Annotated in this window: 14 protein-coding genes; 8 read left to right on the top strand and 6 right to left on the bottom strand. The window is 66.9% G+C overall.

Annotated elements, in window-relative coordinates:
• Window positions 1-17 precede the first annotated feature (17 nt).
• Genes C6A86_RS18915 through C6A86_RS18895 form a run of 5 tightly spaced genes read left to right on the top strand, consistent with a single transcriptional unit; the run spans window position 18 to window position 6,128 of the window.
• A complete protein-coding gene (locus C6A86_RS18915; RefSeq protein ID WP_311100823.1) occupies window positions 18-1,046 on the top strand; it encodes an MCE family protein in 1,029 nt (342 codons plus the stop codon).
• Entirely contained in the window at window positions 1,043-2,272 is a 1,230-nt protein-coding gene (locus C6A86_RS18910) for an MCE family protein (RefSeq protein WP_105363979.1), read from the top strand. The genes C6A86_RS18915 and C6A86_RS18910 overlap by 4 nt, the downstream gene beginning before the upstream one ends.
• Window positions 2,269-3,549 carry an MCE family protein gene (locus C6A86_RS18905; RefSeq protein WP_105363974.1) on the top strand — a complete coding sequence of 427 codons (1,281 nt, stop codon included), beginning with the start codon at window positions 2,269-2,271 and terminating at the stop codon, window positions 3,547-3,549. The genes C6A86_RS18910 and C6A86_RS18905 overlap by 4 nt, the downstream gene beginning before the upstream one ends.
• Entirely contained in the window at window positions 3,546-4,688 is a 1,143-nt protein-coding gene (locus tag C6A86_RS18900) for an MCE family protein (protein ID WP_105363973.1), read from the top strand. The genes C6A86_RS18905 and C6A86_RS18900 overlap by 4 nt, the downstream gene beginning before the upstream one ends.
• Entirely contained in the window at window positions 4,689-6,128 is a 1,440-nt protein-coding gene (locus C6A86_RS18895; protein WP_105363972.1) for an MCE family protein, read from the top strand.
• A gap of 86 nt (window positions 6,129-6,214) precedes the next feature.
• Here the strand turns inward: C6A86_RS18895 and C6A86_RS18890 are convergent, their stop codons facing one another.
• Together C6A86_RS18890 and C6A86_RS18885 are read right to left on the bottom strand one after the other, a co-directional pair.
• Window positions 6,215-6,628, bottom strand: a complete 414-nt coding sequence (locus C6A86_RS18890) for a nuclear transport factor 2 family protein (protein ID WP_199196246.1) — start codon at window positions 6,626-6,628, stop codon at window positions 6,215-6,217.
• Window positions 6,625-7,860 carry a cytochrome P450 gene (locus tag C6A86_RS18885; RefSeq protein WP_105363971.1) on the bottom strand — a complete coding sequence of 412 codons (1,236 nt, stop codon included), beginning with the start codon at window positions 7,858-7,860 and terminating at the stop codon, window positions 6,625-6,627. Before C6A86_RS18885 ends, C6A86_RS18890 begins: the two co-directional genes overlap by 4 nt.
• 135 nt (window positions 7,861-7,995) lie before the next feature.
• Here C6A86_RS18885 and C6A86_RS18880 point away from each other — a divergent pair, with 135 nt between their 5' ends.
• Both C6A86_RS18880 and C6A86_RS18875 read left to right on the top strand, forming a co-directional pair.
• Window positions 7,996-9,186, top strand: coding sequence for a LuxR C-terminal-related transcriptional regulator (locus tag C6A86_RS18880; RefSeq protein WP_105363970.1), 1,191 nt, complete (start codon window positions 7,996-7,998; stop codon window positions 9,184-9,186).
• A gap of 503 nt (window positions 9,187-9,689) precedes the next feature.
• Window positions 9,690-11,069, top strand: coding sequence for a hypothetical protein (locus C6A86_RS18875; RefSeq protein ID WP_105363969.1), 1,380 nt, complete (start codon window positions 9,690-9,692; stop codon window positions 11,067-11,069).
• Window positions 11,070-11,141: 72 nt separating this feature from the next.
• On the opposite strand, the gene C6A86_RS18870 is transcribed toward C6A86_RS18875, so the two are convergent.
• From C6A86_RS18870 to C6A86_RS18855, 4 genes are read right to left on the bottom strand one after another with little or no spacing between them, the layout of a single operon-like run.
• Window positions 11,142-12,122, bottom strand: a complete 981-nt coding sequence (locus C6A86_RS18870) for a Gfo/Idh/MocA family protein (protein ID WP_105363968.1) — start codon at window positions 12,120-12,122, stop codon at window positions 11,142-11,144.
• On the bottom strand, window positions 12,119-13,033 hold the full coding sequence (locus C6A86_RS18865; RefSeq protein WP_233213053.1) for a sugar phosphate isomerase/epimerase: 915 nt from the start codon (window positions 13,031-13,033) through the stop codon (window positions 12,119-12,121). Before C6A86_RS18865 ends, C6A86_RS18870 begins: the two co-directional genes overlap by 4 nt.
• A complete protein-coding gene (locus tag C6A86_RS18860) occupies window positions 13,030-14,037 on the bottom strand; it encodes a Gfo/Idh/MocA family oxidoreductase (protein ID WP_105363966.1) in 1,008 nt (335 codons plus the stop codon). The genes C6A86_RS18865 and C6A86_RS18860 overlap by 4 nt, the downstream gene beginning before the upstream one ends.
• Window positions 14,034-15,191 (bottom strand): phytanoyl-CoA dioxygenase family protein, encoded by a 1,158-nt coding sequence (locus C6A86_RS18855; protein WP_105363965.1) that lies wholly within the window; start codon window positions 15,189-15,191, stop codon window positions 14,034-14,036. The genes C6A86_RS18860 and C6A86_RS18855 overlap by 4 nt, the downstream gene beginning before the upstream one ends.
• A 117-nt stretch (window positions 15,192-15,308) precedes the next feature.
• Here C6A86_RS18855 and C6A86_RS18850 point away from each other — a divergent pair, with 117 nt between their 5' ends.
• Window positions 15,309-16,313, top strand: coding sequence for a LacI family DNA-binding transcriptional regulator (locus tag C6A86_RS18850; protein ID WP_105363964.1), 1,005 nt, complete (start codon window positions 15,309-15,311; stop codon window positions 16,311-16,313).
• The last annotated feature ends 79 nt before the right edge of the window (window positions 16,314-16,392 follow it).

The following is a 16,392-nucleotide window of genomic DNA, read 5'->3' as shown; positions in this document are numbered from 1 at the left end:
ACACAGGAGATGACACCGTGAAGGACGACTTCAGGGGCGCGGCGTGGCGCCTGGTGGTGTTCCTGACCGTGTGTGGGTTCGCGACCTTCGCGCTGCTGACGGTGTTCGCCGAGTTCCGGTTCGGGGACGGCAAACGCTATTTCGCCGAGTTCCGCAACGTCTCCGGGCTCAAGAGTGATGACCTGGTGCGGATAGCCGGGGTCGAAGTGGGCAGCATTCAGGGCATCTCGTTCAACGCCGACTCGACGGTTCGCGTGGAGTTCTCCACCGACGACACGGTCGTGCTCACCGATGGGACCCGCGCGGCGATCCGCTATGACAATGTGTTCGGCGGGCGATACCTCACGCTGGAGGAGGGGGGCGGGGGGCTTCTGCCGCTGCCACCGGGCGGGACGATCCCGGCGACACGAACCGAGCCGGCGCTGGACCTGGATTCGGTGATCGGAGGGTTCAAGCCGCTGTTCCGGGCCCTCGATACCGACCAGGTGAATGCGCTCAGTGGCCAGTTGATTTCGGCCCTTCAGGGCCAGGGCGCCACCATCGGGTCGTTTCTCGAGCAGGCGGCGGCAGTGACGCACACGCTGGCCGATCGGGACATGCTGGTCGGTCAGGTCGTCGACAACCTCAATGTGGTTCTCGGGTCGCTGGGCGGCCAGACCGATCGCCTCGACCTGGCGGTGACCTCGTTGTCGGAGTTGGTCGCGGGGCTCGCCGAGCGTCGTACCGACATCTCGAACAGCCTGGCCTACGTCGACGCCGCCGCCGGATCGGTCACCGACCTGCTGGCCCAGTCACGCCAACCGTTTTCACGCGTGGTGCGCGAGACCGACCGTAGTGCCGCGATTGCCGCGGCAGACCACGTCTACCTCGACAACCTGTTCAACACATTGCCGGACAAGTACCGGGCGCTGGGACGCCAGGGCATGTACGGCGACTTCTTCAGCTTCTACCTCTGCGAGATCGTGCTCAAGCTCAATGGAAAAGGTGGTCAGCCGGTGTACGTGAAGGTCGCCGGACAGGACTCGGGCAGGTGCGCACCGAGATGAAACCCTTCGCTGAACGCAGCCCGTTGGTGATCGGGATCGTCGGTGCCGTGGGCGTCGCGCTGGTTGTCACGGGAGCTCTGCAGTACCAGAACCTGCCACTGGTCAATCAGGTCAATTCCTATTCTGCCGAGTTCGCCGACGCGGGCGGGCTGTTCACCGGGGCCACCGTCGAGGTTTCCGGCTATCCGGCGGGCAGGGTCTCCTCCATCGAACTCGATGGAGCGGTGGTGCTGGTGCGCTTCACGGTCGACAAGAACATCACGATGGGTGAGTCGACGGAGGCGGGGATCAAGACAAAGAGCCTGCTGGGAACCAAGATGCTCGCGGTGACCCCGCTCGGCGGCGGCCGGCTCGAGGGTCCGATCCCGATGAACCGGACGGTGTCGCCCTATCAACTGCCCGACGCGCTGGGCGATCTTGCCGACACGATCAGCGGGCTGGACACCGATCAACTGTCGGACTCCTTGGCCACGGTGTCGGAGGCGTTCGCGGACACCCCCGAGGAACTGCGGGACGCCGTGCACGGTGTGGCGCGATTCGCCAAGACCCTCAATGACCGCGATGCCGAGTTGCGCAACCTGTTGGACAACGCCGCCAAGGCAACGGGGGTCCTGGCCCACCGCAGCGATCAGATCGCCCGCCTCGTCTCCGACACCAACGCGTTGCTCGCAGCGCTGCGCACACAAAGCGATGCGGTCAGCCAGATCTGGGTGAACATTTCCGGTGCGGCACAACAACTCAAAGCATTCATCGCCGAGAATCGTCAGCAGCTGCGGCCGGCCCTGGACAAGCTCAACGAGGTGCTGGCCGTCGTCGACAACCGCAAGGAACGCCTGCAGGAGGCGGTCAAACTGCTCAACAAGTACGCGATGTCGCTGGGGGAGTCGCTGTCGTCGGGGCCGTTCTTCAAGGCGTATGTGGTCAACCTGCTGCCCGGTCAGTTCGTGCAGCCGTTCGTCGATGCCGCGTTCTCCGATCTGGGGCTGGATCCGAATGTGCTGTTGCCGTCGCAGCTGACCGACCCGCAGACCGGTCAGCCGGGCACACCGGCATTGCCGGTGCCCTACCCGCGCACCGGGCAGGGCGGCGAGCCACAGCTGAACCTGCCTGACGCCATCACCGGCAAGCCGGGCGACCCGCGCTACCCCTATCGCGAGCCGCTGCCCGCGCCGCCGCCGGGCGGTGCTCCGCCGGGACCACCCGCGCTCGAACCGGTGATGCCATGACGAACGGGCGACTGCGGCGGGGGCGTAACGGTTTGGCTGCCGTGCTGGTGCTGATTATGGCTGCCGGAATCCTGGTCGCGGCCCGATCCGCGGACCATGTCGGGAGAACTTGGGTGACAGCGTATTTCGAGAACAGCAACGGCATCTTCGCCGGCGACGACGTGCGCATCCTCGGCGTTCCCGTGGGTCGGGTCGACAGCATCGTGCCAGAGCCCACGCGGGCCAGGATCACGTTCTGGGTGCACGGTGACTACCCCATTCCCGCCGAGGCCAAGGCGGTGATTCTGTCCCAACAGTTGGTGACGGGTCGGGCGATCCAGCTCACGCCCGCCTACACCGGGGGACCGGTGATGGCGACGGGCACGGTCGTCGGACAGGAGCGCACCGCGGTGCCGGTGGAATGGGATGATGTGCGAGTTCAATTGCAGCGCTTGACGAAACTGCTTCAGCCGACCGAACCCGGCGGTGTCAGCACCCTCGGATCGCTGATCAACACCGCCGCAGGCAACCTGCGGGGGCAGGGGGCGAACATCCGGGAGACCGTCATCAGACTCTCCCAGGCGCTGGCGACTCTGGGGGATCACAGCGATGACATCTTCGCCACGTTCCGCAATCTGTCGACACTGGTGTCAGCGCTCCACGATAGCGCCGATCTCCTCGAACAGCTCAACCAGAACCTGGCCGCGGTCACGTCGTTGGTGGCCGACGATCCGCACAAGGTGGCGCGCACGGTGCAGGATCTGGGCGGGGTCATCGGCGATGTCAAGGACTTCGCCGAGGACAACTCCGAAGCGATCGGCACCACGACCGACAGGCTGGCGTCCATCAGCACCGTGCTGGTCGACAGCCTCGACGATCTCAAGCAGACATTGCACATCGCCCCCGGGACGGTGGCGAACTTCCACAACATCTTCGAGCCCGCGAATGGATCGCTGACGGGTGCGCTGGCCGTGAACAATTTCGCCAATCCCATCAGCTTCATCTGCGGTGCGGTTCAGGCGGCATCTCGGCAAGGCGCCGAGCAGTCGGCGAAGCTGTGCGCTCAGTACCTGGCGCCCATCGTGAAGAACCGGCAGTACAACTTCCCGCCGATCGGGGAGAACCTCCTTGTCGGCGCGCAGGCCAGACCCAACGAGGTCACCTACAGCGAGAACTGGATGCGGCCCGACTTCGTCCCCGCCGCCGCCTCGTCTCCCGGTCCACCGCAGGCGGTGGTGATCGACCCGGGCGCCGGCCTGGCGGGAATGATGGTGCCCGCCAACGGAGGTGGGTCATGAGCCCAACGTGGTGGCGCCGGACCGCGGCGACGGTCGCGACGATCGCCTTCGCGGTGGGGATGACCGGTTGCTCGGACTGGCAGGGCCTGAACTCGTTGCCCATGCCGGGTACCCAGGGCGGTGGACCCGGCTCGTATGTGATCCAGGCGCAGCTTCCCGACGTCAACAACATCCAGCCGAATGCGCGGGTCCGCGTCGCAGATGTGAACGTCGGTACGGTGACCAAGATCGAGCGTCAGGGCTGGCATGCATTGTTGACGATGCGGCTCAACGCCGATGTGATTCTGCCCGAGAACTCCATGGTCACCATCGGTCTGACCAGCCTGCTGGGATCTTTGCACATCGAACTATCGCCGCCCACCGGGGTTGCGCCGCGGGGGCGGCTGCGTGGGGGCTCGCTCATCCCGCTGTCGAGCGGCGGAGCGTTCCCGAGCACAGAGCAGACGCTCGCAGCCCTGTCGATGGTGCTCAACGGGAGCGGGCTCGGCCAGGTGCATGACATCACCGAGGCGTTCTCCACGGCTTTCCATGGCAGGGAGCACGACGTGCGCAGCTTGATCGGTCAGCTGGAGACCTTCACCCGAAACGTCAACGGCCAGACCGGCGATATCATTGCCGCCACCGAGAGTCTGGACAACCTGGTCGGACGGTTCGCGGCCCAACGGCCGGTGCTCGACCGCGCCCTGGCGACCATCCCGGACGCGCTGGGGGTGCTCAACGACGAGCGAGAGAATCTCATCGATGCCGCCGACCAGTTCGGCAAGTTCAGCGCGTTGACCGTCGACACGGTCAACAAGACGAAGGACAACCTGGTCAAGGAACTCAACGACGTGGGCCCGGTGTTGGCATCGTTGGCTGACGCCGGTCCGAGTATGACCAGGGCGCTGTCGCTCATCCCGACCTTCCCGTTCCCGAACGAGACGATCGAGAAATGGCAGCGCGGCGACTACGCCAACCTGACGGCGATCGCCGACCTCACGCTCAGTCGGATCGACGCAGGCATGTTCACCGGAACGCGCTGGGAGGGCGACCTGACGGAGCTGGAATTGCAGTGGGGCCGCACAATTGGCCAGTTTCCCAGCCCCTACACCCGGGCCAACCCCTTGACGGTGCCCTATCGCTGGGATCAGGGGTCCTAGATGCGACTCGACAGGCGAATACAGATCCAGCTCGTGGTGTTCACGGTGATCGCTACGGTGGCGATCAGTGTGATGGGCCTGCACTTCATGAAGCTGCCGGCCAAGCTCTTCGGCGTCGGCCGATACACGGTCATCGTCCAGTTGCCCCAGACCGGAGGACTCTACAGCGGAGGAAACGTCACGTATCGGGGCACCGAGGTGGGTCGGGTCGATGAGGTGCGGCTGACACCGGCGGGGGTGGAGGCGGTGCTCTCGCTGAAGTCCGGTATCGACGTCCCCTCCGACCTGCGGGCGGAGGTGCACAGCCAGTCGGCGATCGGCGAGCAGTACGTGGCGTTGCTGCCGCGCACCGGCGAGGCCCGGCCACTGCGGGACGGCGATGTCATTCCGCTCGCCGACACGTCGGTGCCGCCCAACGTCAATACCCTGCTTGCCGACGCAAACGCCGGACTGCGGGCGGTGCCGCGCGACAATCTCAAGACCGTCGTCTACGAGTCCTATGTAGCGGTGGGTGGACTCGGTCCGGAGCTTTCTCGGATCGTGGACAGTTCAACCGATCTCGCCATCGAGGCCCGCGAAAACCTCGACCCGATGATTGCGCTGATCGAGCAGTCACAGCCCGTCCTGGATTCGCAGACTCGCACCTCGGAGGCGATCCAGGCATGGGCAGCGCAGCTGGCCACGGTGACCGCGCAACTGCAGACCCACGATGAAACCGTCGCCCGTATCATCCAGGACGGGGGCGCGACCGCCGATTCGGTGCGCCAACTTATCGAGCGGGTGAAGCCGACGCTGCCGGTCGTGCTGGCCAACCTGGTCAGCGTGGGGCAGGTTGCGCTGACCTACCACGACAACATCGAACAACTTCTGGTTCTCTTCCCGGCCGTCGTGTCGGCAGAGCAGGCCGGCCTGGTGGCCAACGTCGACACCAAACAGGACTACAAGGGCCAGTACCTGAGCTTCAACCTGAACATCAACCTGCCGCCGCCATGCACCACCGGTTTCCTGCCCGCGCAGCAGCAACGCTCGGCAGTCTTCGAGGATGCGCCCGAGCGCCCACCCGGTGACCTGTACTGCCGTGTTCCGCAGGATTCGCCACTCAATGTCCGTGGTGCGCACAATATTCCGTGCGCGACCAGGCCGGGTAAGCGAGCTCCCACCGTCGCCATGTGCGAGAGCGACGAGACCTATGTACCGCTCAACGACGGATTCAACTGGAAGGGGGATCCGAACGCGACGACATCGGGTCAGCAGGTGCCGCAGCTACCGCCGGCAGCCGGGCCGCAAGCGCCACCACCCGCGTTGCCCGCCGCCGCATACGACCCGGCGACCGGTAGTTATGTCGGGCCCGACGGCCGCACCTACACCCAGACGGACCTGGTGCCGGGCGCGCCGAAAGACCAGACCTGGCAGACGATGCTGCTGCCGCCGGGGAACTGACCGATCAATCCGCGACGATGCGCAGCGCACCCGACGGGCACATCCGCACCGCGTTGCGGGCGGTCAGCACGCCGACCCCGGCGCCCTCAACGGGTGAACGCCTGCAGCGTGCGCGCCGAATTCATGAAATCCCGGAAGTACAGCCAGCGACCGGCGCGCAAGGTGATGATGTGCGCGAACTCCGATTCCCATTCGTAGCCCGTCGCGAGTAGGCGGAACCGCTGGCGGCCCCAGGCCGCCAGATCGTCACCCTGGGCGATGAACTTCCACGCCTCCATCTCGGTGATGGCGATCGTCTGCCCCACCGTGGTGAAGAAGGCCACGGCTTCGTCGATGCCGCGGTAGTCGCCCGCGTACGGGATTGCGTCGACGCCGTAGTAGGTGATGCGCACCTCCGGATCCAGCAGATCCAGTGCGGTCTGCAGATCGCCCGCCGGAATCGCGGCGTAAATGGCTTTCGTCGCAACGATATTGCGCGACTCACTGACGGCGGTGGTCATGACAGGTGCAGGGGGAGACGAACGTAGGCATGGGTCAGCAGGCTCGCCGTTTGCTTGGTGCCCGGGTCGTCGGTCAGCGCAATCGTCTGGTACCTGTCGAGCACCGCGTTGAGCACGGCCACCACTTCCAGGCGGGCCAGTGCTGCGCCGAGGCAGAAGTGCAGACCGTGTCCCATCGACAGCTGCTGGCGGATATTCGGCCGATCGATGTCCAGCACGTCGGGATCGGCGAACACGGCCGGGTCCCGGTTGGCCGAACCGAAGAACAGCGCGACCCACTCACCCTTGCGGATCAGCTTCCCGCCGACTTCGACATCGCGGGTGGCGATCCGAAAGAGCCGCTGCGGCGGCCCGTCCAGTCGCATCGATTCCTCGACGAAGGCGTTCACCAACGAGCGCTCGGCACGCATTCGCGCGGTGATCTCGGGTTCGCGCGCCATCGCGTGCAGGAGGTTGCCGATCAGGAATGTGGTCGTTTCACTGCCGGCGACCACCAGCGTGACACAGAACCGGAGGATCTCCTCGGGGGTGAGACGCTGCCCGCCGACCTCGGCGCGCAGCAGCGCCGAAATGAGGTCCTCGGCATCCTCGACATCGCCGGTGGGTGGGCTTTCGGCCAACCGGGCGGTGTGCTCGGCGAGCCGGGTGGCGAACGTCGTGACCATCTCCTCGTTGCTGGCGATGCGTTCCTCGGGGGTCAGTGACGACGAGAGCATGAACGCGTTTGCCCATTGCCGGAACCGGACGTGGTCCCCTTCGGGCAATCCGAGCAGACGCACCATCGCGCGGGTGGGAATCTCGGCGGCGAACTCCATCACCTCGACATCGCCCGTGCCGAGCTCGTCGAGCAGGCGCGGGATCAGTTCGCCGAGCCATCCCTCGAGCCGCTTGACCCGGCGGGGCGAGAACGCCTGGCTCACCAACTTCCGCTCTACCTCGTGTTTCGGAGGGTCGGTGTTGACGAGCATCAGGCTCGGTGCCGACGACGCCTCCTGGAGCGGATCACGCGATGAGAACGTCGCGCTGTCCCGGGCGGCTTCGAAGATCTGGTCGTAGCGAAACAATGCCCACGCCGTGACGGGCTCGTCGGCTCCGGGAATCGTCCCCGGTGGCCAGTCCCGATAGCCCGCCACCGGCGACAACGACCGCAATTGGTCGTACAGCGGATACGGGTTGGCGATGCCCTGCGCGGTGGTCAGCAGATCCAGAGCCGAGACAGTGGTGGATGACATGGTCTTCAGCCTCTGACAGCGCGCGCGCCGAAACGATCCCCCGTAGGGGAGGACTCGTGCCCCCAAGGGAGGCCAATTCCGACCTTGTCGGGAAAACCACCGCACCTGCGCGCCGCATCGGAGGACAGTCGAACCGTGACCGACATCTCCGAGACGCCCTCCATCGGTGATCTGGCCGACGGTGACCACCCGGGTTGGGCGTCGCGGCAGCCGGAGGAATCCGCAGCTGCCCGGCGCTATCGGGAGACGTTCGAGTGTTGTGATATCGACCCGACCGACGACCCGATGACCGTGGTGGCGGAGGCGGTCGACGCGAAGGTGACAGTGGTGCGCGGCGCGTTGGAAGCACTCGGCGACGAGGCGGCACTCAACGCGCTCGAGGCGGTGCTGGACCTCGCGTCGATGGAGCGTGAGCTGATCGAGGACGGTGCGCGGCGGCGCACCTTCGCGCTGCTGCAGGTGCAGGAAGCGCTCAGCAAGCTGCGCGTCGTCGACGATGTCGCCACCATCGTCGACCGGGCGCCCCGCGAGCTGGTCGAGTCCTGCGGGTTCGACCGCGCCGTGCTCTTCCGCGTGCACGAGAGCCGGATGGTCATGGAGTCGGCGTATTTCGGCGACGACCGTGACGGGGCGGAGAAGATGGTCGCCTTCGCCCAGTCGGTGGCTCCGCCGCTCAACCACATGCTGCTCGAGACCGAGATGATTCGCAGGCATGCACCCGCGATCGTTCGTGACGCCCGCAATGATCCGCGCGTCAACCGGCCCATCGTCGACTTCTCGATGACGCACTCCTATGTGGCCGCGCCGGTGATGCCGACGGGCAAGGTGATCGGGTTCCTGCACGCTGACCGGCTCTATTCGGGCCGTCTGGTGGACGACATCGACCGCGACACGGTGTGGGCCTTCGCCGAGGGTTTCGGTTACGCCTACGAACGCACGGTGCTGTTGGAGAGAACGCGTCGCCAGCATGCCGAGGTGCGGCGCGCATTGAACGCGGCCGACGAGGCTGTGCGTGCGTTGCAGGACGCTGACCTGGACCTGCGCAAGATCGAACCGGTGGAGCGCAGCCCGGCCGCGCAGTCGCTGGCCGAGGTGCACACCCGGGTGCTGTCGATGCTGACACGTCGCGAGGTCGAGGTGCTCCGCCTGATGGCCGCCGGCCGGACCAATCAGCAGATCGCCGACGAACTCGTGATCTCAACGGGGACGGTGAAGTCGCACGTCAAGCGGGTTCTGCGAAAACTGCGGGCCACCAACCGTGCCGAGGCGGCGTCTGCGTACGTGCGGTTGGCAACCGCTCCGGCACAAGGCAGCCAGCTGCACTGACCGAAAACGGCGTCGGGTGCCGCGTGCGGGGGAGACCTGATCCGGGGTGCTGCGGAAAGTCGCCGTGGGTGACATCTGTTTGCCAATATTTACGCAGAAGTTAATTTGTACAACTGCCCCCGGTGGCGCCGTTCGTTGCCAGCCGCTCGTCGAATGTCGCCGTTCCTCAGCAAACGTCACGTGTGGACGTGCGGCGCGCCCACACCTCGGGTAGCCGTGAACTGGGAATATTGCGATAACAAATACGCGCGGCGGCGAGCGGCTTCCTGGGACGCGGGTGCCGAAACCGGCGTCGGTCGCTTTGCGTGTCGTGGTTGCCCGCGCGAACAGTGTTGCGCAGCAGTCGGATCACGCCGCGAAACGCCGGTGTGCACCGGTCGTTTGCCGGGCCGCACGGCGTCGATGGTGCCGGGCTTCTTCTTGACGTAAAGCACCCACTTGTCAACTTACTTCTGAGTAAATTACTCACCGTTCACAAATGTGTGCACACCAGAGGAGGATCCATGCACGCTGCAATCAGGCCGTACCTGGCAACCGGAGTCGCGTTGGTGGGGGCCGCATCCATCGCGGTCATGCCCATTCAACCGACGAACCCGTTGCTCTCCGTTCCGGCGGTTCCGGCCATCTCGTCGCAGGCCTTCACCCTCACCGCGCAGACCAACCCCATCGCGTTGTGGGCGAGTGTCTTCAACGACGCGATCACCAACGTCGGCGCGCTGGGCGGGGACGTGCTCTCGGACCCCGCGCCGGTCGTGCGCCAGCTCCTCAGGAACCAGCTCGGATACCTGGGCACCGCGGTCGGTGCCGGCAAGTCGATGGTCGACGGGGCGGTTCAGTACCTGTCCCCGAGCAACCCCTTCAGCCTTCCCGCCGGCATCGATACGGCCATCGGGCAGCTGAGGTCGGGTCAGATCGCGGAAGCATTCATCACCCTGTCCGCAGCGCTGATCTCCACGCCGATCATGATGATTGTCGGCCTTCCGCTGGCCACTTCGGGCCTTCTCGATGTTCCGGTGAAGATGGCCCAGAATTTCGCCAACGTGGTGTCCACGGTGCTCTCGCTCAACACGGCGCTGCCGCTGCTGTCGAGTGCGCTGGGGCCGGTCGTCGGGGCCGTCGACGCCCTCGGTGGGTCACTGCAGGACGCTGTCCAGGCCTTGGGCAGTGGTCGCCTCGTCGAGGCGATCACCGCGGTGATCAACATCCCCGCGCAGCTGACCGCGGCAGTCCTCAACGGGTACACCGATGTTCAGGGTGTCGCCCATCCGGGACTGCTGACCTTCAGTGACGACCCCTTCGGCGGCGGGCTGGTCCAGACGCTGCTTGTCACGATTCCGCGTGCCATCGCGACGGCTCTGGGCGTTGCCCCGCCCGTCGAGCCGGCGGGCGCCGCTGCCACCGACGCGGTGTCCGCACCGCTCGCCGCGGCCGCGAATGTCGTCACGCTGAGCGTGTCCGCAGGCGAAAGCCCCGCGGCGGCAGGTGTCGTCGAGGAATCGGCGATCACCGCGGAGCCGGCTTCCGCCGGTCCGGACGCTGTCGAGATGCAGGCGCCCGTGGCGGCCCCGGGCCCCGAGCCTGCCGCCGAGGTCCCCGCCACCGACATCGCTGATGACGTCAGCGCCGCCGAGCCCACGGACGGGGAGGCGCAGCCGGTTGACGGTGCGGTCACCGAGCCCACCGACGCTGTGTCCGAGGACGGCGAACCGAAGGCCGACGAGACCGAATCCGCGGATTCGGGCGCCCTCGATGCCGAGGTGGACGACTCCGAGGTCGCCGACGCAAAGGTCACCGGGACGCTACGCGGCGCCAAGAGCGCAAAGGACGGCGCACGCAGCGCCGCCAGTGCCCGGACGGCAAAGCGCATTTCCGCACGGGGGTAACACCTCTCGGGCCGCGTAGCGGCTGGCGGCGCAGGCCCCCGGTTCCACTCAGGGGGCCTGCGTTCGTCGCAGCTACCTCGGCTCGAGGCCGGCCGCCCGGTAGGCCGCGTCCACCAATGCCATATTGGCCACCGCGTCATCGACCCCGAACGGCAGCGGCGCACCGCTCTGCACGTGCGCGGCGAAGGCTTCCAGCTGATGGCTGTAGGACGGCCGGGTGCCGTGCCGCTCGACGGTGGTGCCGCCGGCGGTGGTCAGGGTCAGCCGGTCGTCGGCGGCGGGGTGGATGAAATCGTGCACGAAGGCCTCACCGGCGCTGCCGATGATCTTCAACGTGAACGAATAGCCGGGCGCCACCATCGAATTGGTGGACCGTCCGGTTGCTCCGTTGGGGAACTCGAGCTCGACATCGCAGCGTGCGTCGACACCGGGGGAGCGCAGTTCGGCGCGCGCCCGGGTGACGGCCGGATCGCCCAGCCCGAGCCTGCCCAGGCTCCGCATGATGTGCAGGCCGTAACAGCCGAGGTCCATCAGCGCACCGCCGGCCAGATCCAGAGACCAGCGCGGATCGTCGTCGCCGGGTGCGGGCATCGCCATCCGGACCTCGACCCGGCGGATCTCACCCAGCTCACCGTCACCCGACAGCCGGAACGCCCGGCGGGTCACCGGGTGGAAAAAGTAATGGAATCCCTCCAGCACCGGCACACCGGCCGCCTCGGCGGCACGGGCCACCCGAACCGCCTCGGAATGGTCGCGGGCAAACGGCTTTTCGCTCAGCACCGGTTTGCCCGCCGCGATGGCGGCAAGATTCCACGGCGCGTGCAATGCGTTGGCCAGCGGGTTGTAGATCACGTCGACCTGCGGGTCGTCGATCACGTCCTGGTAGGAATCCAGCACGCGCTCGACGCCGTACTTGTCGGCGAAGGTCTCGGCGCGACCGCGGTCCCGGGCCGCCACGGCCACCAGGCGGTGACCGAGTTCGGCCGCGGGACCGACGATCGCCACCTCCGCGATCCGGGAAGCGCCGAGCACCCCGATCCGGAGTGGGCTCATCCAGTCACGCTGTTCAGGTACGCGACACTGGCACGCACATCGGCCAGCGGTCCGTCACCGTCGGGTGCGCCCTCGAGGATGGTGTCCTGTTCCATCACGAACCAGCCGTCGAAGCCGTTGTCGCGCAAGATGCGGACGATAGCTGCTATATCAATGTCGCCGGTTCCCAGCGGCGTGTACATCCCGGCCTTCACGGCGTCGGTGTAGCTCAGCTCCCCGGACTGCACCTTGGCGGCCAGCGCGGCGTCCACATCTTTGAGGTGGGTGTGGGCGATGCGCTGCGGTACCGCCTTGGCCAGCTCCAACGGATCGGTGCCACCGATGAGCAGGTGCCCGGTGTCCAGGCACAGCGGAATCGACGATCCGGCCAGCACCCGGTCCACCTCGGCGCGGGTTTCGACCATGGTGCCCACATGCGGGTGCAGGACCGCGAGCAGACCCCGGTCGGCGACGATCCCGGCCAGCCTGTCCACATTGGTGAGCAGGGTGGCCCATTGCGGTTCGTCGAGCACCGGACGCGAATCGTAGCCGTCGGCACCGGTGGCGGCGGCCAGCACCACCACGCCGGCACCCGCGGCCACCAATGAATCGAGTGGTCCGGCAAGGTCATCGGCCGGATCGTGGTCGGCCTTGTGGAGCACCACCGGGACGAAACCGCCCACGCAGGCCAGTTGATGCTGCGCCAGAACGGATTTCAGCTCGTCGGTGTCGGTGGGCAGGAACCCCTCCGGACCGAGCTCGGTGGCGGTCAAACCGACACCGCGCATCTCGGTGAGCACACGATCGGGTTCGAGCTGGAAACCCCAGCCGGGGACCTCGCACACGCCCCAGGATATGGGTGCACCGGCGATCTTGATTCCCCGGTCGCTGCGCTCCTGCCCGCCGGTCTTGATGCTCGTGCTCATGCTCATGCGTTGCGTACCTCCGCGATGGTCACCGGGGCGCCCCGGCGCAGGGATTCGGTGGCGGCTTCGGCAAGCCAGGCCACCTCGACGGCGTCGGCCACGGTCGCGCCGCGGACCGGTCCGCCCTCGGCGACCTCGACGAAGCCGGCAAGCTCGGTGCGGAACGCCTCGGTGAAGCGGTCCATGAAGAAGTTGTGTGCCGGACCCGACGGGAAATCGTTGCGCGGGTCCGTGTTCAGCAGCGGCACACCCTGATCCCAGCCGGCGGCGACGCTGTCCTGGAAGCCGTGTACCTCGAGGCGGCAGTCGTACCCGCGGGCGTTGTAGCGGGCGTTGGAGACCACACCGAGTGCGCCACCGTCGAAACGCACCACCACGGCAGCCGAATCGACATCGCCGTACTCGGCGAACAACGGGTCGCCCTGCACCGTTCCGGTGGCATACACCTCGACGGCGTTCTGGCCGGTGATCCAGCGGATGATGTCGAAATCGTGTACGGCGCAATCCCGGAAGATGCCGCCGGAGCCCTTGATGTAGTCCATCGGCGGGGGAGCGGGGTCCATCGTGGTGCTCCGCACGGTGTGCAGGATGCCCAATGTGCCTGCGTCGACGGCATTCTTGGCCGCAGCGAAGGCGGCGTCGAAGCGGCGTTGGTAGCCGACCTGCACCGGCACGCCTGAGCGGCTGATGATCTCGGCGACCCGGGCACTCTCGGCGGCCGTGGAGGCGATCGGCTTCTCGCAGAACGTCGGGATACCGCGCTCCACGGAGGCCAGGGTGAGTTCCGCGTGCGCCGGGGTGGCCGCGGCCACCACCACGCCGTCGACGCCCGAGGCCAGCAGCTCCTCGACGGAGCCGACGGCCCTGGCGCCGTGCTTGGCGGCCACCGACGCAGTCACGTCCGCGCGTTCATCGGTGATCACCAACCCGTCGATTCCGGGCAGCCCGGAAAGGGTTTCGGTGTGGAATGCGCCGATGCGGCCCAGTCCGATCACTCCGATGGTGGTCATGGGGTTCTCCGTTCGTCTTGTGCGTCCAGTACTGCAATGAGTCCGTCGAGTTCGAGTCCGTCGGCCAGGGCGGCCAGCACGGTGTCGACCTGGCTGGGTGGGGCGAGGCTGCCGATCGGTTGATCGTTGTCCAGGTTGGTCGGAAACGCGTAGCCCTCGGCGGTGGCATTGACGATGTTGACCAGGTCAGCGAGCGGCCGGCCGGCCCGCTGCATCCGCAGCAGCGCCGGGTACACCGCCTTGACCATCGCGGTGCGATCCAGTGACTCCATCGCGCGACCGAAGGGCGAGGAGATCTGCAGCAGGTTGGCCATCCGGCTGATATCGGCCGACGTGTTTTCTCCTGCACCGTGATACAGCGCCGGATTGAAGAACACCGCGTCACCCTTGCGCAGCGGCACCTGGACGTGATGCTCGGCGAAGAACTCGATGAACTCGGGCCGGTAGAAGGCGATATAGCCGGCCTCGAACCGCTGCGAGTACGGCAGCAGCATGGTCGGCCCGCTCGCCAGCGGCATATCGCAATGCGCGACCGCGCCCTGCAGCGTCAGTGCCGCGGACATCCGGTGCAGGTGCGCCGGATAGTGCGCCAGCTGGTCGGCATAAACGAATCCGAGATGGTAGTCCCGGTGCGGAACCTGCGCGGCGCCTCCGGGATTGACGACGTTCACCTGCGAGGTCACCTGATAGCGCGGTCCGAGCCAGGCCTGCGAGACCAGCGCCAGGGTGTCGGCGGCGTAGTACTCGGCGTACGCCTCGGGAGCGTGCAGGGCGAGTTTCTGCGCGGCGTTCCAGACCCGGTCGTTGGCCCCGGCCGCACCGAAGTGGTCTCCGGCCGCGCCACCCCGCGCACGCTGGGCGTCGATGATGTCGTTGAACGCCGCGGAGACACGGTCGGTGACCGCACCATCGAAAGCGTTCTCGAAGACCACCACGCCGGGCCCCTCGCTGAGCGCACGGATCACCTCGGACTGCAGCGCCCGGCGATCGGCCGCGGCGATGCCGGCGGCCGAGTACACCAGGACGTTGCGCCGGATGTCGACGGCGTGCGGGTAAGCGGCCAGATCGGTGTCGCGCAGCACCTGGCGACGGAACTCATCGAGGTCGCAGGCGGACTCGGTGATCCACTCGGAGGCGGTGAGCGAAGCGGGCATGGCGGTTAGTCTTGCTGTGATACCCACCGCAATCAACAGCAAAAAGCCATCAAAAAACCATCACGAGGCATCACCGTCCACTCGCGAGAGAAGTCGCGGGAGAAGAGGGGCCGCACGATGCACCGCTACAAGGTTCGCGAGATCGCTCAACAATCCGGGCTGAGCGAGGCGACCGTCGACCGGGTCCTCAACGACCGGCCCGGCGTCCGGGAGAACACCCGCGCTGAGGTCATGCAGGCCATCGCCGACCTGGACAAGCAACGAGCCCAGCTGCGGCTCAACGGTCGCCGCTACCTGATTGACGTGGTGATGCAAACCCCGCAGCGGTTCTCCGACGCGTTCCGGTCGGCGATCGAGGCCGAGCTGCCCGCCTTCGCCCCGGCCGTACCCCGGGCCCGGTTCCATCTGTGGGAGTCGGGCTCGGCCGCGCAGACCGCCGAGGTGCTGGCCCGTATCAAGGGCAGTCACGGTGTCATCCTCAAGGCACAGGACGAGCCCGAGGTCGCCGAGGCCGTGGACAGGCTCGTCGCCGCGGGCGTGCCGGTGGTCACCTACAGCACCGACGTGGCCAACAGCGACCGCTGCGCCTACGTGGGCATCGATAACCACGGTGCCGGCCTGACAGCGGCGTTCCTGGTGGACCAGTGGCTCGGAGAGGCGCCGTCGGGCGTGCTGATCACGGTCAGCCGCACGGTGTTTCGCGGGGAAGGTGAACGTGAGGTCGGATTCCGGTCCGGGCTGCGCGGCACCGGACGTGACATCGTCGAGGTGAGCGACAGCGACGGTATCGATGCCACCAACGAGCGGCTGGTGCTCGATGCACTGAAACGCCATCCGGGGATCGAGGCCGTCTACTCGCCGGGCGGCGGCAACGACGCGACCGTGCGGGCATTCGAGCGTTTGGGGCGGGTGTGCCGGGTGTTCGTCGCCCACGACCTCGATGTCGACAACCGCAGGCTGCTCCGCGAGGGCAAGCTCTCGGTAGTGCTGCACAACGATCTGCGGGCCGACGCCCGGCTGGCCATCCGGGTCATCTTCGCCCAACACCGGGCCCTTCCCGAGGAGCCGGTCCGGCCCGCTCCGATCCAGGTCATCACCCCTTACAACCTGCCCGCGCCCTAGTGCGCACGCGTCTTCGAACGCGAGCTCCGAAACTGCGGAATCGCTGAAAGCGCGCGATGCGGACTACCATTTCCGCGCA

The sequence above is a fragment of the Mycobacterium sp. ITM-2016-00316 genome, from assembly GCF_002968335.2.
Classification (GTDB): domain Bacteria; phylum Actinomycetota; class Actinomycetes; order Mycobacteriales; family Mycobacteriaceae; genus Mycobacterium.
This window is presented reverse-complemented; position numbering and strand designations above follow the sequence as displayed.